20 protein-coding genes, 1 pseudogene and 1 riboswitch are annotated in these 21,470 nt (G+C 47.7%); of the genes and pseudogenes, 11 read left to right on the top strand and 10 right to left on the bottom strand.

Features of this window, described 5'->3' with window-relative positions; genetic code table 11:
- Positions 1 to 393: 393 nt before the first annotated feature.
- The 5 genes from cspE (at position 394) to mtgA (ending at position 3,666) form a co-directional block, all read left to right on the top strand.
- On the top strand, positions 394 to 606 hold the full coding sequence (cspE, locus tag ACS18Q_RS19950; RefSeq protein ID WP_004726999.1) for a transcription antiterminator/RNA stability regulator CspE: 213 nt from the start codon (positions 394 to 396) through the stop codon (positions 604 to 606).
- 290 nt (positions 607 to 896) lie between these two features.
- The gene (locus ACS18Q_RS19945) at positions 897 to 1,112 is read left to right on the top strand and encodes a hypothetical protein (RefSeq protein ID WP_441257736.1); all 216 of its coding nucleotides are present in this window, start codon (positions 897 to 899) and stop codon (positions 1,110 to 1,112) included.
- 484 nt (positions 1,113 to 1,596) lie between these two features.
- On the top strand, positions 1,597 to 1,980 hold the full coding sequence (locus tag ACS18Q_RS19940) for a DUF1090 domain-containing protein (protein ID WP_055465734.1): 384 nt from the start codon (positions 1,597 to 1,599) through the stop codon (positions 1,978 to 1,980).
- 304 nt (positions 1,981 to 2,284) lie between these two features.
- Entirely contained in the window at positions 2,285 to 2,788 is a 504-nt protein-coding gene (locus tag ACS18Q_RS19935) for a DinB family protein (protein WP_014257560.1), read from the top strand.
- A 212-nt stretch (positions 2,789 to 3,000) separates the two neighbouring features.
- Positions 3,001 to 3,666 (top strand): monofunctional biosynthetic peptidoglycan transglycosylase, encoded by a 666-nt coding sequence (gene mtgA, locus ACS18Q_RS19930; RefSeq protein WP_217284009.1) that lies wholly within the window; start codon positions 3,001 to 3,003, stop codon positions 3,664 to 3,666.
- Between the two features lie 86 nt (positions 3,667 to 3,752).
- Here mtgA and ACS18Q_RS19925 read toward each other — a convergent pair whose 3' ends face one another.
- On the bottom strand, positions 3,753 to 5,273 hold the full coding sequence (locus ACS18Q_RS19925) for an EAL domain-containing protein (protein WP_441257735.1): 1,521 nt from the start codon (positions 5,271 to 5,273) through the stop codon (positions 3,753 to 3,755).
- Between the two features lie 189 nt (positions 5,274 to 5,462).
- On the opposite strand from ACS18Q_RS19925, the gene ACS18Q_RS19920 reads away from it, so the two are divergent.
- Positions 5,463 to 5,711, top strand: coding sequence for a DUF3297 family protein (locus ACS18Q_RS19920; RefSeq protein ID WP_004726992.1), 249 nt, complete (start codon positions 5,463 to 5,465; stop codon positions 5,709 to 5,711).
- A 213-nt stretch (positions 5,712 to 5,924) separates the two neighbouring features.
- Here ACS18Q_RS19920 and ACS18Q_RS19915 read toward each other — a convergent pair whose 3' ends face one another.
- The 9 genes and pseudogenes from ACS18Q_RS19915 to ACS18Q_RS19875 all read right to left on the bottom strand — a co-directional run bounded on the left by ACS18Q_RS19915 (position 5,925) and on the right by ACS18Q_RS19875 (position 16,556).
- Positions 5,925 to 7,721, bottom strand: coding sequence for an ABC transporter ATP-binding protein (locus tag ACS18Q_RS19915; protein ID WP_154179691.1), 1,797 nt, complete (start codon positions 7,719 to 7,721; stop codon positions 5,925 to 5,927).
- The gene (locus ACS18Q_RS19910; protein ID WP_441257734.1) at positions 7,718 to 9,457 is read right to left on the bottom strand and encodes an ABC transporter ATP-binding protein; all 1,740 of its coding nucleotides are present in this window, start codon (positions 9,455 to 9,457) and stop codon (positions 7,718 to 7,720) included. Before ACS18Q_RS19910 ends, ACS18Q_RS19915 begins: the two co-directional genes overlap by 4 nt.
- A 432-nt stretch (positions 9,458 to 9,889) precedes the next feature.
- Entirely contained in the window at positions 9,890 to 10,684 is a 795-nt protein-coding gene (thiM, locus tag ACS18Q_RS19905; protein ID WP_004726986.1) for a hydroxyethylthiazole kinase, read from the bottom strand.
- On the bottom strand, positions 10,674 to 11,366 hold the full coding sequence (gene tenA / locus ACS18Q_RS19900; RefSeq protein ID WP_441257733.1) for a thiaminase II: 693 nt from the start codon (positions 11,364 to 11,366) through the stop codon (positions 10,674 to 10,676). The genes thiM and tenA overlap by 11 nt, the downstream gene beginning before the upstream one ends.
- Before the next feature lie 15 nt (positions 11,367 to 11,381).
- Positions 11,382 to 12,335 carry an ABC transporter substrate-binding protein gene (locus tag ACS18Q_RS19895; protein WP_417870723.1) on the bottom strand — a complete coding sequence of 318 codons (954 nt, stop codon included), beginning with the start codon at positions 12,333 to 12,335 and terminating at the stop codon, positions 11,382 to 11,384.
- Between the two features lie 24 nt (positions 12,336 to 12,359).
- Positions 12,360 to 13,085 (bottom strand): annotated as a pseudogene (locus ACS18Q_RS19890) (ABC transporter permease); the annotation flags it as partial.
- A gap of 67 nt (positions 13,086 to 13,152) precedes the next feature.
- Positions 13,153 to 13,914 (bottom strand): ABC transporter ATP-binding protein, encoded by a 762-nt coding sequence (locus ACS18Q_RS19885; RefSeq protein WP_392441688.1) that lies wholly within the window; start codon positions 13,912 to 13,914, stop codon positions 13,153 to 13,155.
- 58 nt (positions 13,915 to 13,972) lie between these two features.
- Positions 13,973 to 14,833: a bifunctional hydroxymethylpyrimidine kinase/phosphomethylpyrimidine kinase gene (gene thiD / locus ACS18Q_RS19880; RefSeq protein ID WP_441257732.1), complete on the bottom strand. Its 861-nt coding sequence runs from the start codon at positions 14,831 to 14,833 to the stop codon at positions 13,973 to 13,975.
- Between the two features lie 96 nt (positions 14,834 to 14,929).
- Positions 14,930 to 15,037: riboswitch (TPP riboswitch) on the bottom strand.
- 151 nt (positions 15,038 to 15,188) lie between these two features.
- A complete protein-coding gene (locus ACS18Q_RS19875; protein WP_206980743.1) occupies positions 15,189 to 16,556 on the bottom strand; it encodes an MATE family efflux transporter in 1,368 nt (455 codons plus the stop codon).
- 121 nt (positions 16,557 to 16,677) lie between these two features.
- Between ACS18Q_RS19875 and ACS18Q_RS19870 the strand changes: the two genes are divergently transcribed.
- The 5 genes from ACS18Q_RS19870 (at position 16,678) to ACS18Q_RS19850 (ending at position 21,455) form a co-directional block, all read left to right on the top strand.
- Positions 16,678 to 17,526: a helix-turn-helix domain-containing protein gene (locus ACS18Q_RS19870; protein WP_004726979.1), complete on the top strand. Its 849-nt coding sequence runs from the start codon at positions 16,678 to 16,680 to the stop codon at positions 17,524 to 17,526.
- A 255-nt stretch (positions 17,527 to 17,781) separates the two neighbouring features.
- Positions 17,782 to 18,654 carry a carbohydrate ABC transporter permease gene (locus ACS18Q_RS19865; RefSeq protein ID WP_000482741.1) on the top strand — a complete coding sequence of 291 codons (873 nt, stop codon included), beginning with the start codon at positions 17,782 to 17,784 and terminating at the stop codon, positions 18,652 to 18,654.
- A gap of 1 nt (position 18,655) precedes the next feature.
- The gene (locus ACS18Q_RS19860; RefSeq protein WP_004726978.1) at positions 18,656 to 19,594 is read left to right on the top strand and encodes a carbohydrate ABC transporter permease; all 939 of its coding nucleotides are present in this window, start codon (positions 18,656 to 18,658) and stop codon (positions 19,592 to 19,594) included.
- A gap of 2 nt (positions 19,595 to 19,596) precedes the next feature.
- Positions 19,597 to 20,214: a YesL family protein gene (locus tag ACS18Q_RS19855; RefSeq protein WP_395212377.1), complete on the top strand. Its 618-nt coding sequence runs from the start codon at positions 19,597 to 19,599 to the stop codon at positions 20,212 to 20,214.
- A gap of 20 nt (positions 20,215 to 20,234) precedes the next feature.
- Positions 20,235 to 21,455: an AGE family epimerase/isomerase gene (locus ACS18Q_RS19850; RefSeq protein ID WP_014257547.1), complete on the top strand. Its 1,221-nt coding sequence runs from the start codon at positions 20,235 to 20,237 to the stop codon at positions 21,453 to 21,455.
- Positions 21,456 to 21,470 lie beyond the last annotated feature (15 nt).

Here is a 21,470-nt window from a genome sequence, read left to right as displayed (position 1 = left end):
TGACCAGAAAGGCGAGTACTACTACCATCTTCTATGTAGTTTGAACTATCAAATACCACGCCATTTTCTTCCCTCACTCTCGCTTTTTCATCGAAGTGCCACTTTGGCAAATGCCTGCGTGCTCACATACGGGGCGCTCTTGTGTCCGCTTTCAATGGTGACCTGACACAGCTTGGTCGATGGTAAGAAAAAATTAATGAAGAAATGCGTATCTATTCTGTGTGGTTCGTGTATAGTATTCGCAGCTCTAATGGTGGGCTATAAGATAGTATGTTTAGTTCAAGATCTTCTTAGGTTTTCCGATGAGAGTCGGTCAATCTATCCTGCGATACTTTTTCTTCATTCCTTATTTAGTAGCTTACCTTTTAATTCAATCAACACAATGAGATAGATATGTCAAATCAAGCAACTGGCACAGTAAAATGGTTCAACGAAACTAAAGGTTTTGGTTTTATCACTCCTGACAACGGCGGCGCTGACCTGTTCGTTCACTTCCGTTCAATTGCCAGCGAAGGCTTCAAAACATTAGCTGAAGGCCAAAAGGTTTCTTTTAATGTAGAACAAGGTAACAAAGGCCCACAAGCTGGCAACGTTACTGTAATCTAAGAATTCTATAAAAAGATCCCTTCAACAGAAGGGATCTTTTTTCTTTATATCATCACCACTCCCATACTCGAAACGCCAATCGAATGATCGATGGGGTTCTGTTCTGCGTGAACGGAAACGAATCCATGATCAATCACTTCATCGTTCGGCATCCAACCGGCCATGCACCTTGGTGATGAATTCAAGTGCCAATGAGCGTTCTAATTCATCTGCATCACATACGAAAGCACTGACGCTCATCGATTAGAACGAGCAGAAACCATTTTGGTTAAGATAAGGTAAGAAACGATATGAGAAAGCCTGTAAGAAAATCGAGCAAGAAATCGAGCAGCAAAATGCAGAAAAATAACTTTGAAGAACGATTTGCTGTCATGGTCAAAGAGTACCAAGATGCGAAAGAAGTTCTTGAGTTGATGACCAAAGGTTCAGCAGAATATGTTGCTCAGGAAAAGCTATGTAATAAGCTATTTGCGAGTGCTGAGCGCTACATTAACAACTCAAAATAATTTTATCTCATCCACATTAAGTGCATTCAAAGTTTTCCTGCTTAGAACCGCTACCCCTACGATCGACTGAGTTCCCACGCTTCTGACAGCGACAGTGATGTGAACCATACACTGATGCAAAATATAAAAATCCACGCGCAATCAGAACCGAACGTCGTGGCACGAACCAGTGATCGCTAACGGTCAGAATAAACGGATGACCAATCATGAAGTCATCTGTTTATTCTGAGACCTCAATGCTCTCTGCCATTGGCTCTCAAGTGACTCCAAATCGTCGACCCAAATCGTGTCAACGACGGCTTACCACTTTGGCTTGCGCGTGCTTTCATTGCTGCGTTGCCCGTTTGTTGGTGACATGGCCGATAGAAATACCAGCCATATGAAGCCTTGTGTGAGCAATTTGTAAGGGAAGTTTTGCAAAGTGTGGACTTTCAACTCTCGTGCCTATGGCATACTCACTCCTTCATAAATAAAAGGTGGTTGTATGATTAAAAAGTCGCTTTGTGTTGGTTTGCTGGCGTTATTGCCACTGTCGCATGCATTGGCTGATGAAGCTTTAAAAGGGTGCGCTGCTAAAGAACATGCCATTTTGGAGCAAATTGAGTCAGCCAAAAAGTACGATAATCAACGTAAATTGGAAGGATTGGAAGAAGCGCTCAGCCAAGTTCGTCAACACTGTACCGACGAAGGATTGCTCCGCGATCGACAAGCGAAGGTGCGAAAGCAAGAACGTGAAGTTGAAGAGCGAATTCAAGATCTGAAAGATGCTCAAGCATCCGGCAAGCAAGATAAGATCAAGAAAAGAATGCAAAAACTAGAAGAAGCCAAAGCCGAGCTTGAAGAAGCGAAAGCTGAACTGCTCAAGTAAATTCGTACGCAGGTCATTTCGTTCGCGGAAGGGCGCGTTGCGCTTTTCCGCTGACGCTACACTTCAACCCCATCTGTGTTTCAGCCATGCTTATGGCTCATCCCGCGACATCTCGCTTTGCAAACCCGCTTTGTTTCACTTCTCGACTTAACCCCATCTGAACAATGACGGCTTCGGGGTTTATTGCCTATCGACGTCCGTGAGGAATCCGAGTAACGTGTGTGTCGGTTGATTGGCTGTGAGCATTCCGCCCAATCAATGAAGCCGTGAGGGCGATGGAAAAGACAATCGATAAGGAAAAATGATGCAGTTTGGCAAAGCGTTTCAATATAAGAAGTGGGCGAATCGTGAGTTGTTGGCGTTGGGGGAGCAGCAGTTTTCTCAATTGCCTGAGCACGATGCAACGTTTTTTGTGCGTATTTTAAATCATACAACGGTGGTGGATAGCTTGTTCATCAGCCGCATTCAGGGCAAGCCGGAGCAACACCGCGCTGACAACACCCCCGAAACCCCGACCATTGCCGAACTGCGCCAAACCATGGACGTCCACGATTCATGGTTGGAGACGTTTGCGCAAACCGCGAGTGCAGAAGCGTTGCAACGTGTCGTGACCTTTACCTTTGTGGATGGCGATTCTGGCCAATTGAGTGTGGAAGAGATCTTGTTGCATTTGTTGACTCATGGCAGCAATCATCGTGGTATGGCATCGCGGGTGCTGGCCGAAAACGGGCTTGAGCGCCCACGCGATACGTTCACGCGGTACTTGCATCAAGCGGAGCCACAGCGACGTTCAGGCGCTGCGCGTTAACGCTGCAGCGATGTTTGCTTGTGTTTGCTCGGTTGATTGCAATGTGTCTTGCTGTTATTGAATTGGTAAATTTGTCACCACTTTTACATACAACGGACAACTGATTGCGCGAGATGGCGTTAACTGAGCGCTTTTGAGTTGTGCTTCAACGTCGGTGAACGGTGAGGAAAAAGCAAAAGGTGAATGTGTTGATTCGAAGAATTCGACGTCGGATGAAACGACTGTTGATGACCGCCATCGTCCTAGCATTGGGCGTGCCGGTGGTGCTGGTGATGGTGCTGAAATTCGTGAACCCGCCCTTTTGGGGTTGGCAGGTGTCGCGCATGCTGTTTCCACCGCAAGGCTATCCGTCACACACACAACATCAATGGATTCCCTTGGCCTCAGCATCGCCGCTGTTGCCTTTGGCGGTGATGGCGTCTGAAGATCAACGTTTTCCAGAGCATTGGGGCATCGACACCCATGCGTTAGCGTCAGTAATCAAAAATCGAGGTGAGAACGGCCCTGATCGCGGAGCGAGTACCATCACCCAACAAACTGCGAAAAATGTGTTTTTGTTCCCAAGCCACACCTATGTGCGCAAAGCCTATGAGCTGTACATTTCGCTGTTATTGGAACTGATTTGGGGTAAAGCGCGCATCATGGAGATGTACCTCAATGTGGTGGAATTCGGACCGGGCATTTATGGCATTCAAGCAGCCAGTGAACACTACTTTGGTGTGTCGGCGGCGCATTTAACGCGTTACCAAGCGGCGCAACTGGCCGTGGTTTTACCCAATCCGTACCGAATTCAACCGTACCCGATGACGCAGTATGTGCAGCAGCGTGTGAACTGGGTATTGCGTCAAATGCAAAATCTTGGCGCCGTCGCTTTATAGCTGATTCATTCGTCCTTGATGGACGCAGCCCATTCTTCATCACCTGGCGCTGGTCGTGATTGCTTATTTGCTTCCACGATGCGTAGCTAGCTGCAAGGTTTACGCGCGTTGAGCACGTCACGAAGTTCACCAGACGGCAGTGACTTATAGAAGTACCACCCCTGAATTGAGGCGTCGGGGTAGTTGTCTTTGATGATGTTGAACTCATGTTCCGTTTCAACCCCTTCAAAAATGACTTGTTTGTTGAGGTTGGTGAGAAGTTCCATCACCGGGCGCACGATGTTGCGTTTGATGTCGTAGTTGAGAGCATTCACAAACACGCGGTCAACTTTGATGTAGTCGAAGTCCATTTCCGTCAACCACACCAAGTTCGCCACGCCGGTGCCAAAATCATCCAGCACCACCACGAATCCCATCGCTTTTGCATCTCGCGAGAAGTCGGCCAATTCGAGCAGCGGAAGGTCGATTCGTTCGGTAATTTCTATCTTAATCTTGGCGTTTGGAATTCCATATTCGGTGGTCAGTTTGTCAAGATACGGCAGAAAGTGCGGGTCTTGAAGTTCGAACGCAGTGATGTTGATGCCGAGCGCTAAATCGGGATGTTCTCGCATGATGGGCGCCATTTCACTGATGGAGCGCTCAACGATGAAGTAGGCCAATTGTGGGTACAGCGACAATTTTTCAGCAATGCCGATAAAGAGTTCTGGCGACACGCGGCCATATTGGCTGTCTTCCCAACGCACCAAACTTTCGACGGCCTTAATGCGCTGATCGCGCGCCACCACAATCGGCTGGTACTCCATGTACAATTTTTTCTGCGACAATGCTTCTCGAAAGCGCTGCTCCATGGAGTGGCGACGGCCCATGAATGTCCAGAAAAAGTAGGCGAGCAGCAAACTGAACAGCAGCGCGAGCGCGATACAAATCAGCAGCATATCGAGCGAGTAACTCGCTAATCCTGCTTTGGTATTGGCGGTATGGACACAATAATTGAATTTGTCACTGCAGGTTTCGGTGTCAATGCGAAGTGCAGGGAAGTCGTTTCCGTAGTGAGAGACGGGCGTGTACTGAGTGAAAATGTGTTCATGTGTGGCCGATTCAACGCTGAAACGAAACTTGGGCATGCGCTGCATCAAGTGTTGATACTGATCGGGAATCGTTAAGGTGACGAAGTGGTTCAAGCGAGTTAGATCATACTTGTCGTCGACGGGAAACAGATGTTCGACTTGCTTGTAAAAACGATAGCCTTTGAATGCGGTTTGGAATTTGTGGCCGATATCGACGGGGGGAAATTGCCCCCAGTTCGCAGTACACAGCACGGACTCGTCGTTCATGAAGCCGATGTCGTAGATTTCAGAATTTTCGTGAACCAACTGGCGAATCACCGTCATGGTGGCGGTATCACAACTGGGTTCAGCGATGGTATTGGTGACAGTGAGCGCATCCGTGATTTGTTCGGAGGCGTCTTCGGCTTCGCGCAATACTTCGTGGGCGAAGCGGATTTGTTCATCTTTCTGAACAGAGTAAGCCGTCACTTCGATAAGACCTAAAGTGATGATAAAAGCGGCGAGGAATATGGCCAGCCTTGTGAGTGCCTGATTTGCCATGATTGCCTATGTCATCCAAACGAAACAGAATCATCAGTATGCTCAGAGATGACGTTGGATACAATCATTCCGTACTATTATTTGTGTCAGATAAAGCGCATTCGCGCGCACAAAGCGAGATTGTTTGCTTGAGCCTGCGCAGCGCTTTGTCTAAAATGGCGCACTTTTTCATGACACTGGGTCAATACTATGAACGACACGACTGCAAAACCAGCACTACCCGATCGCCTCGCCGGTAATCCTCGCAGCCCACATTTTGTTGCGGAATGCTTCGAGCACCAAATCGGCATTCGCTTCAACGGCAAAGAGCGTACTGATGTTGAAGAATACTGCATCAGCGAAGGCTGGGTAAAAGTTGCTGCGCCAAAAGCACTCGACCGTCGTGGTCAACCGTTGCTGATGACGCTGAAAGGCACGGTCGAAGCGTACTACAAATAATGGTTGTCGCTGCCCATCGGGCGGCGAAGCCCTGTCAGCTTGATGTTGGCACTGAATAAAGAAATGGCCGCGGAGTGCACACTCGGCGGCCTTTTTTATGCGCGAAACGATTTTCTAGGCACGGAAGTTATCTACTAACAAAAGTTTTCTTCTATACATCGTGGTATTCCCCTGCTCGCTGCAGTGAACGCATTTTGAGCGTCAAACAGAGCGCTAGGCGGAAACGTATCGGCTTTGCTCGGCTTGCGCCACCATTTGCTCTTGTTGTTGCAGCTCATACATCGCGCGGTAACGTCCGTTCTGGAGAGTCATCAGCTGTTGGTGATTGCCTTGCTCGATCAACTGCCCTTTATCCAGTACCAGAATTTTGTCGGCGTGATGAATGGTCGACAAGCGGTGCGCAACCACAATCAACGTCACTTTGCCGCGCAGTTCATTCAACGCACGTTGCACCACGTGTTCGGTTTCACTGTCGATGTTGGCGGTCGCTTCATCCAGTAGCAGAATTTTGGGGGATCCGGCTAACGCGCGGGCGATGATCAACTGTTGGCGCTGACCAGTCGAGAGGCGCAATCCGCCTTCGCCGAGTTCCGTTTGATACCCGTCGTTCATCGCGCAAATCACGTCATGCAGGTGCGCCTGTTTGGCGGCGCGTTCCACCGCTTCTTGAGTCAAATTTCTTCCCATGTCGATGTTGTCGAACACGGTGGTGGCCAACACAAACGGCTCTTGTGGAATAAAGCCAATGCCTTGGCGCAGCGTGTGCGGGTCATACTCATTCAAGGGATGGCCATCAATGCAAATGTTGCCGGATTGAGGCTGATAGAAATTGAGCAGCAAGTTAAGGAGCGTCGATTTGCCGCTGCCGGTATGGCCGACGATGGCGTAGAAGTGTCCCGCATCGACGGTGACATCGATGTTGTGCAGAACGGGTTTGTCTTTTTGATAACTGAACGTCAGTTGCTCAATGCTCAGGTCGCCGCGCGAAATCTCATGCCAGCGCGCAGTGCCTTCATTGGCCGCCGGCTCTTGCAGCAATTCATGTACGCGATCGCCCGCCACAATGGCTTGCTGGTAGAGACTAAAGCGCTGCGTGATCTCAACCAAGGGCTCAGTAAAGCGCCCCAAATAGTTCAGATAGGCGTACAGCACGCCAATTTCGGCCACGCCTTGCACCACTTTCAAACCAAAGAACCACACCACACCGCCGAGCACCAAAATACTCAACAAGTTGATCGCCGGACGCAGTAATAAAGAGCCAACGGTGACTGATTTGAGTCGCGTGGTGTAGTAGCCCTGGTTGATGGCTTGAAACTGTTCGAGCTTAGCATGTTGCTGATTGGTGGCTTGAATCACCGTCATGCCAGAGATCGACTCATTCATGGTTGAGTTAATGTCTGAGCGTAGTTGACGGCTTTCGGTGACCGCTTTGACACTGAATTTCTGGTAAAGATAAATCAGGATCACCACCGCTGGGATCAGCAGCAACGCGACCAGCATCAGCTGAATGTCCAAAATGGCCATGGCGGTTAAAATCCCGATCAGCATGATCAAGTTGGCGAGAATGTTCGACAAAAACTGCACGTAAATGTCTTTGATCGATTCGGTGTCGTTGGTCAGTCGGCTCACCAATTGCCCGGTACGTGCGTAATCAAAGAAAGACACCGGCAGCGTTAACACGTGTTTAAACAATCGCTTACGTATATCGAGCACGGCATTTAACGCAATATCCAGAAAACGCAGTGTCTGTTTGTATTTGAGGTAGGTTCCCATCAGCACCGAAAAAACGAACAGGCTGATCACGCCCACCACAGGCCACAGCGGGTAATGATCCTGCATGACGAATTCATCGATGAACACTTTGCTCAGCATTGGCCCAAGCACGTCAAACGCGGTGGCCAAGACCACCAACAGCAAGGTTTTGATGAACAGGGCTTTTTCAGCAAATACATAGCTCATCAACAATTTCAGTGAGCCGGAGCTTTTGGCTTGTGTCGGTTGGGTACTCATTGTAATTCGTTCTCCAAAGCTTGCTCCATTTGTTGATAAGCGGCCATGCGTGCGTACCAACCATCTTGACGAATCAGCTCGCGATGCGTGCCTTTTTCAATCACTTCGCCATGTGCCAACACCACAATGTTGTCGGCACGTTCAATCGCAGATAAGCGATGACTCACCACAATGAGGGTTTGATCGCGTCGTTGCTGTAAGTGCTCGATGATCTCTTTCTCAGTTTTGATGTCGACTGCCGACAGCGCATCGTCCAGCACCAGAATCGGCGCTTGGCTGATCAAAGCGCGCGCAATCGAAATACGCTGGCGCTGACCGCCGGAAAGCGTCACGCCGCGTTCGCCAACCAGCGTTTGATAGCCGTCAGGGAACTGCTCAATATCGTCGTGAATCGCGGCCAGTTGAGCGGCTTGGTATACCTCGTCATCCGTGGCGTTGCTGCGCCCGATTCGAATGTTTTCCATGATGTTCATGCTGAACAAAAATGCATCCTGCGGCACGTACGCATACAGACTGCGCAACTCGCTGAGTGGAATGGATTGAATCGGCACGCCGCCCACGTGGATCGCGCCTTGCTCGGCTTCCCAATAACGCATCAGTAAATGCAACAAGGTCGATTTACCTGCGCCAGTGGCACCGGCGATGCCCAGCACATGATTCTCATCGACACGGACGGAAATATCGTTGAGCGAGGCGTGTTGGGTATCTGGGTACTGAAAGCGCAGTTGGTCGATCTCAAGCGCATAGCCGCTGGGCTGAGTGGTGCCGCGATCGTCAATTGAATCGGGCAGGTTCAAAAGCGCTTCCAAACGGCCAATGGCCGCATTCCCGCGTTGCAGAATGTTCATCAGCCAGCCGAACGCGTACATCGGCCAAATCAGCTCAGAAAGATAGAGCGTGAAACTGGTCAGTTGCCCAACCGTGAGGGCGCCGTTGCTGATCTGCCAGCCGCCGACCAGCAGCGCAATCAATAAGGCGGCACCTAAGCTGAGCTGAATGATTGGGTCGAACAGCGCCTCTGAGCGCTGCACTTTATAGGTGGTTTGCGCGGCTTGTTCGGCAATCTGTTCAAATTTGTTGGCTTCGATGGTTTCGCGGCCCATGGATTTGATCATGCGAATGCCAGCCACCGATTGCTGCGCTTGTTCGTTAAGGGTCGAAAAGGTATCGAGTGTGTCTTTGAATTGGTAGTGAATGCGGTTCGAGAGCTTGTAGAAGCCATATCCCATAAACGGGAAAGGCAAAATTGCCAGCACCGCCAGTTGCCAGTCGATAAACACAAACATCATCACCAACACCAAAATGAAGGTCATCAGGCCATCAAAACCGGACAAAATCCCTTCACCGGCCGCCATTTCCACTGCATCAATGTCGTTGGTGGCGCGCGCCATTAAGTCGCCCGTGGAGTGCAGGTTATAGAACGCTTGGCCTTGTCGCAGTAAGCGATGATAAAAGCGCTCGCGCAGAATATTGCCGAGTTGGTAAGACGTACCAAACAGCACGCGACGCCAGCCGTAGCGCAACAGATAAACCAGAATACTGACGCCAACAAGGGCAAACAGGTAATATTCTGCTTGAGAGAAATCGCGGGTTTCCAAGAGTTTATCAATCGCGTGACCGATAAACCACGGCACCGCCATGTTGAGCATCGCGACGGCAAAAAGCATCGAGAGCGCCAACGCATAGGTCCAGCGATGCTGGCGGAAAAACCACTTCAGGTGTTGAAATAATTGCATGAGTGACAGTCCAGACGAGACAATGATACGGCCGTTCTCAGTCACGCAGCGAGGCGTCACCAGCGCAGGGGCACTTTTATTGAACCGCGTTAAAACGTCAGGTTGGAACGAGGGAATGAAAGCGTGAAAGGCTCGGCGCAGTGTCCGTATTTGTTTAATTGCTTTTGTTTTCGCCAATCATAACGCAAGCGGTGCGTTGGATAAATACGCACCCCCCAGCCAAGCGCCGGATTGGACGAATAGGCAAAAAATAAGGAGATATGAATACGATTTTGCGAAGCCGCTGGCAGTTCACTGGTCGCAAGTATTCAAGAGGCTGGTCATATAACGAGGGAATGATAAAAGGAAGGGCGATGGAGCGTCCTTCCTCAAGATGATGCAGTACTTATTTCATCAATTCATCGTTTCATTGTTTCATCGCCCATCGTTTCATTAAGAAAGACGTTGAATGTTGAGTCGATTCGCTAAGGTGTGCTCATCAAGCTGATACAAGGTATCTAGTAAGATGAACTGCAAGCTGCCGGGCCCGCGTGCTTGTTCTGCGGCGATTTCACCCGCGACACCAAGCACGGCCGCTGCTGCCAAACCGGTTTCGTCGCCGATTGCGGCAAACGCTCCCGTGAGTGCGGACAGTGTACATCCCATGCCCGTGACGTAGGGCATCATCGCATGGCCATTGCTGAGGGTGATGGTCTGCGATTTAGTCACGATGTAATCGGTCTCGCCAGAAATCACCACGTTGGCGCCATATTCCGCCACGAGGCACTGCGCTGCGCCCAAGGCTGCATCGCTGCTGTCTAAAGCATCGACCCCTTTGCTTGTCGCTTGTTCACCCGCCAGCGCAATGATCTCTGATGCGTTCCCTCGAATAATGAGTTTCTCTGCCAAGCGTGCAATTTGGCGGGAGGTGTCGGTGCGCAACGTACTTGCGCCGCAACCGACGGGATCGAGGACGACGACTTTCCCGTTGAGATTCGCTTGTTCGACGGCAAACAGCATGCGGGGTGTCCAAACGCTATCGAGCGTGCCAATGTTGATCACCAACGCACCCGCAAACGACATCATTTCTGCCATCTCCTGCTGGGAGTGCGCCATGATGGGAGATGCGCCGATCGCAAGCAGCGCGTTCGCCGTGTTGTTCATCACCACGTAATTGGTGATGTTCACGACCAAGGGTTTGTGTTGGCGCACTGCGCTCAAGGCTTGCGTGATTTGTTCAGTAAGCATGTTGAGTCTCCGATGACGAGTGCTGAGCGTTCAAGCCTTGTTGCCAGAATGCCACTTCCATTCGCGTCGCGGTTTTGAAGACCTGAATGAGGTTCTGGCCGCGCTGGCTGTTGATGTCGATTTCAGCCAAGAGCTCATTAAAGTGCGCGGCACCTTGGGCAACGCCAGACTGGAACTCTTCACCGCCATAAAGGGTGATCCAACTGGCGTACGGGTTGCCGTCGATCAGCGTGTTTTGATCGTCCATCAGCATTTGACCAATCACGGCATAGCCGATAGAGCAGGGCGCTAATGCGGCGTACAGGTCAACCAAATCTCCGGTCATTCCTGCATCCAACACATAACGTGTGTAGGCCACGGTGCCAAAATCTTCCGCTTCATTTTCCAGATCGGATTCTGTCAATCCCCATTGACCACAGTACGTGACGTGATGTGCGATTTCTGAGTCCAACAGCGCGTGAACACTTGGCAGTGCGCGGCGCATGTCAGACAAGGTGCGCGCTTTGTAAATCGCCAATGCGTAGGCGCGAGCGTATTGTTTTAGAAATAAAAAGTCCTGTTTTAGGTAATGCAAAAAACAAGGCTGAGCCAGCGTGCCGCTGCCCAATTGCTGCACGAAAGCATGCTCCGTGTAGGCCTGCCAATCCTCGTGGCAAGCGTTGATCAAATCTTGGTATGTCATGGCTGGGTTGCCTCGTTATTCATCAAAGTTCGGGACGTAATCTTTCGCTTTAGGAAGCGTGTCGATGATGTGTTGTGCGTACATGAATTCGGCATAATCGTCGTAACGTTTCAGATCAACTGCTGACGGGCGAAGTGCAAAACGGGTGAGCGTGTCATTCCAAGCGCGTTGGTTCAGTTCGTTGTTTAGCGTGTCGGGCGCGTAGGCGACGAACTCTTTCCAAGCGGCTTGTGGATGGTTCACGATGTACGTGACCGCTTGTTCAAGCGCGGTGTTAAAGGCTTTGATGGCTGCTTTGTCGTACGTTTTTGCATTCGCAACGAAAACTAATTCATCATAGGTCGGCACGCCGTGCTCTTCTGGGAAAAAGGCTTTGGCTTGGTAACCTTCCAAGGCAAGTTGGTTGGTTTCGAAGTTACGTAGCCCGCCCCAAATGGCGTCCACTTTACCCGATGCAAGCGCGGAAGAGAGGGCCCAACCGACGTTGATGATCTGAACGTCAGACAACTTCACGTTCTCTTGCGCCAGCATGGTGCCGATGGTTGCTTCTTCATTTCCCGCAATCGAAATCCCGATCTTCTTGCCTTTGAGATCCGCAAGGCGATCGTTTTTGCCGTTGTCCAGCACCATCATGGTATTGAGTGGGGTTGCGATGAGTGTTGCTGAGCGAATCAGCGGCAGCCCGGCTGCGACATCCATGGTCAGGCTGGGCTGGTATGAAATTGCCATATCCACTTTGCCTGCCGCGACCAGTTTTGGTGGCGTGCTTGGATCGGCCGGCTCTTGAATGTTGACGTTCAGCCCCTGCGCTTTGAAGTAGCCACGCTCTTTGGCAATGACGATGGGGCCGTGGTTCGGGTTCACGAACCAATCTAACATCAGCGTCAGCTCTTTTTCGGCGGCCATCACGTTCGTTGAGATCATGGCAGCAAGCAGCGCGGCTGCGCTCATCAGTTTGTTTTTATTCATGGCGTTATTCCTTTGAAGTTATGCCTATTTGTTTTCCCAGGGGATGGCTGTTTTTAATAATTTGTCAGTGATGAAGTAGAGTGCGATGGACAGCACAGCGAGGATAAACAGCGCTGCAAACATCTCGTCGATGATCATGCGCGCGTTGGCTTGCAGCATCAGATACCCCAAACCTTCGCTTGAGCCGACCCATTCGCCGACGACTGCGCCAATCGGCGCGATCACCACCGCGACACGGATACCCGAGGCCAAGGTTGGCAGCGCCGCAGGCAATTGAATGTGGCGTAGCAGTTGCCATTTCGACGCTCCCATGGTTTTGGCCAAATCCAGATAGCCGGTTGGGGTATTGCGTAAACCGTCGTAACAGCACGTCGTCACAGGAAAGAAGATGATGATTGCGGCCATCACCACTTTTGATGCGATGCCGTAACCAAGCCAAAGCATCAGCACCGGCGCGATAGCAAACACCGGAATTGCTTGGCTGGCGATAAGCAAGGGAAGCAGCCAACGTTTGAGCGGTTCGAACAGCAACATTTGCAGAGCAAACAGCAGCCCCATCGACAAGCCAAGCCCAAGACCCAGCAGGATTTCCTGCGCGGTGATCCAGGTGTGCGCAAGCAACACGTCGTAGCGTGAAATCAATCGATGCAGCACATCCACGGGGGCTGGCAAAATGAAGCTTGGCATCTGGAATACCACGACAATCAGTTGCCACAAGCCCAAGATGACCGCGGTGCTGATCGCCACACGTAGCATCGGATGCGTGACTCGTTCTTTCTTACGAATGCGTGTCGAGACGGCGTTGTATTGAGTCATCTCACGCATAATCGCTCTCCAGTTGATCCAAAATTGCTTGTTGCAAGGTGGCACATTCACCATCCAGCACGCGCGGGGGCAACGAATCTGGCGTTTGCAGATGTTGCGCGTGTGCGGGTGTGCCTTGCAGCACATACAATTGGTTGGCGAGACGAACGGCTTCTTGCGGATCGTGGGTAATCAGGACGACGGTTTTCCCTTGGAGCAGTGTGGCCGATAAGGTTTGCAGCTTATGGCGAGTCACCGCATCGAGCGCGGAAAAGGGTTCATCCATCAAAACGAATGGTTTGTCCTGCATCAGTGTGCGCGCCAGTGCCACGCGTTGACGCATTCCGCCGGAAAGCTGGGCGGGTTTGGCATCGGCGTAGTCAGCTAATCCAACCTGTTCGAGCAATTGCATCGCTCGCTGTTGCTCAACAACTTGATTTGAGCGAGCGTGAGAAAAGCGGGAACTCAGGCAGACGTTGTCGAACACGTTGAGCCACGGCAACAACAAATCTTGCTGCGCCATGTAAGCGATGCGGTTGTGCAGCGCAATGCCGTCTGTGGTCGTTAGTTCGCCTTGCCACATCACCTGCTCATCGAGCAGACCGGCGAGGTAACGCAACAGGGTGGTTTTCCCGCAGCCACTTCGCCCCAATAAGACGGTCCACTGCCCGGCAGGAAGGGTCATATTGACGCCTGCAAGTGTGGGTGTGGCACTGTCGTTGTATTGCAGACGGGCGTTGGTAAACTGAATGCCAATGCGATTCTCGGATCTCATTGCATTCATAGACTTCACTGTATTCATGGACTTCATCGTATTCACGGACGTCGTCGTATTAACGAACATTCGCGTGACCCGCAAAGAAGTGGTGAACCGGACCGCGACCTTGACCGACGTCTAGTTCATCGGCATGGGCGATGGCTTGAGAGATATACTGTTTCGCCAAATGTACGGCTTTGTGAAGGTTGTTGCCTTGGCCAAGGTAAGAGGCGATCGCAGAAGAAAGCGTGCAGCCTGTTCCGTGCGTATTTTGAGTTGGGAAACGTGTTGCTCGAATCAGTTCCACAGTATCTGGCGTGATCAGCAGGTCATTGCTGCTGTCATCATTTTCCAAATGACCGCCTTTGAGCAATATCGCTTTCGCACCAAGCGCACGAAGATCGTCAATCATCGCATTCATTTCAGCTTCAGAGTTGGGAACCGGTTTTCCCGTTAACGCAGCACCTTCTGGAAGATTGGGTGTGATGATGTCCGCAAGCGGAATGAGCGCTTCTTTTAACGTGCTGATTGCGGCGTGTTCGAGCAATAAATCACCGCTGGTGGCGACCATCACGGGGTCTATCACCAGGTGCTTGGGTTGGTACTGTTTAATTTTGTTCGCGACCACGTTGATGATATTGGCATCGGCCAGCATGCCGATTTTAACGGCCACGATATTGAGGTCGGTAAACACGGCATCGAGTTGGCTTTCCACATGATCGAGTGGAATTGGGAAAATGGCGGAGACGCCTTGTGTATTTTGCGAGGTAATGGCAGTAATGACAGAGCAGGCAAAACTGCCTGTTGCCGACATGGCTTTGATGTCGGCCTGAATGCCCGCGCCACCACCGCTGTCTGAGCCAGCGATCGTCAACACGACTGGCGGTGTTGTTGTGAATGGCGTTTGGTGTGAATAAGGCTGTGAATGCTGCGTCATGGTCGCTCCTATAACCAGACGTATAGGAACTGACTTTTACCGCGCTCGCCGATCGATTTCCCGATTAGCCGCTGCTCGCCAAAGGAAGTTCGGCGAAGGCAAATGCTGATAGTTCCCTACGTCAGTGCTAACTGAATCAGGTTCAACGGGTCTCGAATTTCGATCTCAGCCAACGCGTTCAGCGTGGCCCCCCGACTATTTCGCTTGGATGATAACAGGACACATCACCAAGGGATACGTTTTTTCAGTGTTCGTGTTTAAGGTGAATGATGGATCCGTGTGAATAGACTCGGTGCCATTAAACATGAATTGTGATAGAGCAATAACCGTTTTAGCGGCAGGATGAACTTTTTTTCTAACTTAGAACGATTTCATCAGTCAAATCTCGAAGCCAGACTTTTGTTCGATAGCGTCGCCAACACATAAACAACTTAATGAATTCTTCAACGAGCATGAGTGCGTAGACGTATTGGAAATCCATCTGCATGAAAAATGCGCCGACAGCTGTAATGGGTATACCACACAGCCACATTGCCACGAAATCGGTGCGTAAACAGAATGCATTGTCGCCTCCTGATCTTAAAATGCCATTGATCATAATCATGTTAATCATTTTCAGACTGACAGCGATACTTAGTATTGTTATTGCGGGTTTTGAGATTGGCAAAAATTGTTCTGAGTCCATTGCCAATAAGCGTAAAAGCAAAGGTTGTAGTAAAAGCAAAACAGCAGATGAAATAATACCGAGTAAGCCAAAGACCTTAGTAAACATCACGGATGTCTTGAATGCATCGTCATAATTTTTCCCGCCTAAACGTTGTCCAATCATGACAGAACAAGCGACAGAAAGCCCAAAGAACAACGAATAACACAGCGATTCAAATGGGCCTAATGTGCTGTATACCGCAAGTTCCAATGTTCCCATGTGGCCAAAAATCGTCTGATAGACCATTGTTCCCATGGCCCACAACAATGAGTTTGCAACAGCTGGAATGGCTAGTCTTCTATAAGTGATTCTAAGCGTGGCGCTATCTCTAAGTTGAGAGACTGACTGTAGCCAATGTCGTTTGATATGAAAGTAACTCAAAAAAACGGCAAGCTGGACAATCCTTGATATTGTGGTCGCTAAGGCGGCTCCAGCAACACCTAATGCTGGCATACCAAGATTTCCAGATATAAGACCGTAATTCAGTATGATGTTGATGGCGATCGTCATTACTGCGATAAGTAAGGGTGTAAAAGCGTCATTCGTAGAGCGCATGGTTGATTCGAATACGATAACTAAATGGGTCAGAAGTAATACGGGGGATGCGTACCACAGATATTCAGAACCGAGTCGGACGACATTCATGTCATTGGTTTGGATATGAAGTATATGATCCGAAAACACAACAAATATGACACTGATGGGGGTCAAAAGAATCGTTCCGGCTTTGATAGCAATTATGGTGACCGTTTTGGCTGATGTTGGGTCGTTCTTCCCCCAAAATTGTGCAATTAAAATGCCACTTGCAGTCGATAGCCCCGCCATAAGCATGATAGCGACAAAGTGCCATTTAGACGCAAGACCGACCGCCGCGGTCGCTTCTGTCCCAAAGTTACTCACCATCAATACGTCAGCTAAAGACAGTATTGCGACTAAAGCACTTTGTATTGCAACGGGCAGACCGATTCTGACCGTTTGAGAAAGCAAATTTTTGTCTTTATTATCGATTTGAAACATGTAGGCTACGTCTCATCGTTGAATGAATTTGGATGTGCGAACTTTAAGCGAACGAATAACGATTGAGAATGTTGTGTTCAGGTGAAAATCTGTTCGAATCCGTCATGTGAGAGGTTAAGCAATGTGTAAAATTTGGAATGATGAAGTTTATCTTGCTGCCGAATGTGAAGAGCGCTTCCTTGTTGCGTCCGATATCGCAGAGATGAAGCAGTATGATATTTTCATGGCTGGTCTTGCTCATCTTAAAGAGGGTTATCGAGTCGAGCGCTCTCGGCCTGATATTCATACTGTGCTGGTGACATTAGAAGGCGCGGGAGTACTTTCTACAGATGAAGGTGTTTTTGATATATTGCCCAATACAATCACAGTACTACCGAGTGAGAAGCCATTTTGTTTTGAGCTTGCTTACCCATGCAAGTCTTGGAAAATGGTTTGGCTCCTTTTACATAGTTCAGACACTTGGACAAATTTGTTACGAATCAATCGTCCGGTTATTCACTTTGATGCTTGTGAATCTATTTGGTCTCTTACTTCGTTGATTTACAGAGAAATTGGCGGCCGTTCTGCTTTTAGGAACATGATGCTAAGTGAGTTGGCGAAAGTACTGTCTAGTGTTACCGCGAATATTTCAGATACTCATATGCGGGTACTTAGTGTGTTGAATAGCGTCGAATCGCAACTGCATCTTGATTGGAAAGTATCGACAATCGCTGAACTTACTTTTCTGAGTGAAGAACAGTTAAATCGTGTTGTTAAGCAGCTTGTTGGTATGTCGCCGCGTGATTATCTTTTAACTTTACGCATGAAAAAAGCGACGGATTTGCTGAGCCACAAAGATTGGTCGATAGCGATGATTGCTTTACGATTAGGTTACAAAGACCCTAATAACTTCACTCATCGGTTTAAAAAGCACTTTGGAAAGCCGCCTACTCACTACAGAGCATCATTATTACCAAGCAAATTAACTTAAATTCGTAACGTTTCGATTTTGTTGGATTCTCATAAGTAGGTGAGAATCTTGTTTCTTTAACAAAGCGGACATATGTGGGCTTTGATCACAAATGATAGGGTGGAGAGGTGCTGTTTATTGATCCGTTTCACATTAACCTTATGTGACGCTTATAGTTGATTGCGATGACAAAATCGTAACGTTAAGATTTGTTCGGGAATGAGATGAATTAGTCTGACTGAACTAGTTGAAGGTTGGACGTTATTGGGAGTTTTTATGTTTAACTTAACGTTAAAGCAGCAGCAGAGGTTGATTATCGTCATGTTCTTGGCGATACCATTGACATTACTATTTACCTTTTCGTATTACCCTGCCAGCCAACTGTTTTACATGAGTGTTACCGACTGGGATGGTTATGCACCAGTCAAAAATTTTATTGGTCTAGAAAATTATACGTACTTATGGGAAGAACCTGATCAGTTGAATCCTTTGTTAGTGACGTTGTACTACTTTGCAGGCGCGGTCATTCAACTGACTCTGTCACTGTGGTTTGCTGTACTGGTCAATTCCAAACTCGCTGGCCGGAATTTGTTTAAGACACTACTTTTTATCCCGTTTGTTTTGAATGCAGTCGCGGCCTCGATGGTTTTTCAAATTTTCTACCAAGTCGATGGCGCGTTAGATAGCTTCTTGATCTTGATTGGTTTGGATGATTGGATTAAGCCTTGGTTAATGGATCGCAATGTTGTTAACTGGGCGCTTGTTGCAGCATCGATTTGGCGTTATTTGGGCTTTAACCTAATTCTATTTTTTGGTGTCTTACAGTCGATTCCGCAAGACCAATATGAAGCCGCACGAATTGAAGGGGCTAGTGAATGGCAACAATTCCGCTTTATTACGTTACCTTCCATTAAACTCGTGATCGGATTGCAAGTGCTGTTAGCATTTGTGGGGTCCCTGTCGGTGTTTGAAATCCCTATGATCATTACGAAAGGTGCAAACGGAACCAAGACCTTTGTAATGGCTACATTGGAAACTGCATTCAATTTCAATGATTTTGGCCTTGCCTCTGCGATGGCAGTGCTACTGCTGATGATCGTTGTCTTGTTTATGATTCTTCAAAAAGTGTTGTTTAAAGGAGAAAACTGATATGTCTGAACAAACCACTGCAACGACATATGAAGAGCAACTGGTTATCAATAGAGTTGAGCGTTCTAAACGAGAAATGCGAAAAGCCCGTTTTAGAAAAAATATGTCAAATCCTTCATGGGTATTTTGGTCGGGTTTTAAGTATCTCACATTAGCTTTGGCTTCATTAGCTGTACTTGTACCACCATATTCTGTTCTTATGGCATCGTTTAAGACACTGGATGAGTATTATAATACGAGTAAGGTTGGTATACCTGATTCGTTTCTTAACTTTAGTAATTATATTAAAGTGTTTACCGATGGCGATCTCGGTTTAGCTTTTCTCAATACCGGGACTATTTTATTAATTTCGTTGTTTTTTACTATCGTCTTCGGAACCCAAGTTGCCTATGTGTTATCGAGATTTGAATTTCGTGGGAAGAAGTTAGTTTTATTAGCTTACGTTGTTGCTATGGTTATACCTGCGGTTACCACACAAGTTGCGACCTTCGAAGTTATCAAGTCATTAGGATTAATCAATAATAAAGCTTCAGTCGTATTATTATATATTGGTGCTGATGTTGTGATGATCTATGTTTTCCTTCAATTCATGAAAGGTATTCCTGTCGAACTTGATGAGGCCGCAAAAATGGAAGGGGCATCGTATTTTCTTATCTATAGAAAGATTATTCTGCCTTTGTTGAAACCAGCTATCGCGACCATCATCATCCTACGAACTATTTTTATCTACAACGATTTTTATTTCCCTTTGTTGTACTTGCCAGAATCTTCACAGGTAACAGTATCGACAGCTCTCTATAAATTTACATCGGTATTCGGTACGGAATGGACCACAATATCTGCAGGAATTATTATTATTCTTGTACCTTCGGTCGTCATCTTCCTATCCCTACAGAAGCAAATTTATGCGGGTGTAACTAACGGTGCGGTGAAGGGATAAAGATGATGTCAACGTCGCCTTTGATCAATTTTTGTCGGTGGTTATCGCGTTTGGTTTGGTTAAATATTACATGGGTTTTGTTCACACTACTCGGTGGTGTTGTCTTTGGTTTTTTCCCTGCGACCGTCACAATGTGTTTCATCATCCGACAATATCTTAACGGTGCTGAAAAATCGACGCTCAAGACGATGTGGACTGTCTTTAAACGTGAATTTTTACGAAGTAATAAAGTTGGTTGGGCAGTATTAATACCTACATTATCACTTCTCTGGTACGTAAATTGGGGAATAATAAATTTAAGTGAATTATATTCGCTTATAGCAATAAGTTTCTTCCCTTTAACGTTATTACTAATCGCATTAATATACTATTTGATGATTCAATTCAGTATTTATGATACAGATGGAATAAAAAATAATTTTGTTAGTGCTTTATCATTGTTGATAAATGATAAGCAGACATTCCTAATGACGATTTTGGTAGGGATGATATTAGTATTGTTTGGTTTGTTCTTTCCGATAATTTTTTTGTTATTCGGTCTTTCACCTATATGTTTTTGCACAATTGCCTTGCTTTGGTTGAAAAATAGTGAATTCCAATACAATGCGTATGATTCATAACCAAAATTACGAGAGAAATTATGTTAGATTTAAATAAGTTTAAAAATGAGATTGCGGCAGAAGCTGAGCATATTCTAGATTTTTGGCTAAAATTCCAAGATACAAATCTAGGTGGATTTTACTGTTTTGCCGATTTTGTTGGTAACATTGATCCGGAGCATGACAAAGCTGTTCTACTCCATTCAAGAATATTGTGGACGTTTTCTGCCGCATACCGAGTCTTAAAAAAAGAAGCGTATCTACAAGCTGCTGAGCATTGCTACCAATTCCTTGTGGATAAAGCGATCGACAAGGAAAATGGTGGCGTCTATTGGCTTTTAGATAAAAATGGTAACGTTACGGATTCGCAGAAGCATGTTTATAATCAAGGATTTGCTATTTATGCGTTGTGCGAATTCTATTTAGCGACGGGCAATCAAACGGCTTTAGATACAGCATTATCGCTCTTTGACTTGATAGAGAAACATGCCTTTGATGTGGCATACGGTGGTTACCGAGAAGCATTTGATCGGTATTGGAACCCAATAGAGAATCAGCTGGTGTGTGACACTGCAGAAGGCATCCTCGCTGAAAAATCAATGAACACGCACTTACATGTATTAGAAGCGTACACCGTGCTTCACCAAGCAACACAACTTCCAAAGGTAGCAGAAAAGCTAGAAATGTTATGTACATTGATGTCCACAAAAGTTGTGGATGAGAATATGCATTATGGCCTGTTTTTTACCCGTGATTGGCGCTGCGTTTCTAAGGATGTGTCCTATGGGCATGACATTGAGGGTTCCTGGCTTATCGATCTAGCGGCTCATGAGTTAAACAACGAGCAATTGTTGACGCAGATTGTTGACCAAAGCTATGAAATGGCGATAGTGACGAGTACTGAAGGCGTTGATAAAGACGGCGCCGTTTTCAATGAGTTGCGGGAAGGTCATTTACTTGACTCCGATCGGATTTGGTGGGTTCAAGCCGAAGCCATGGTTGGATTTTTCAATGCATATCAGAAAAAACAAGCGCCAATGTTTCTAGAAAACGCTCAGATGTGCTGGAACGTCATTAAAGGGCAGCTAAAAGATCGCCTAAACGGTGAGTGGTTTTGGAAAGTCAATCGGTATGGGAAACCCTACAAGGAGACCCCTAAAGTTGAGCCTTGGAAATGCCCATATCATAACGGGCGTGCTTGTATTGAAATGATCAAACGAATTGAGTTAGTCGGTGCTGCTCAAAAGGCCACAATTGTATAAACGTGAGGATGACAA

It is taken from the genome of Vibrio sp. Vf1514 (assembly GCF_052076135.1).
GTDB lineage: Bacteria > Pseudomonadota > Gammaproteobacteria > Enterobacterales > Vibrionaceae > Vibrio > Vibrio furnissii.
The sequence above is the reverse complement of the archived record's forward strand: the minus strand, read 5'-3'. Positions and strand labels throughout refer to the sequence as shown.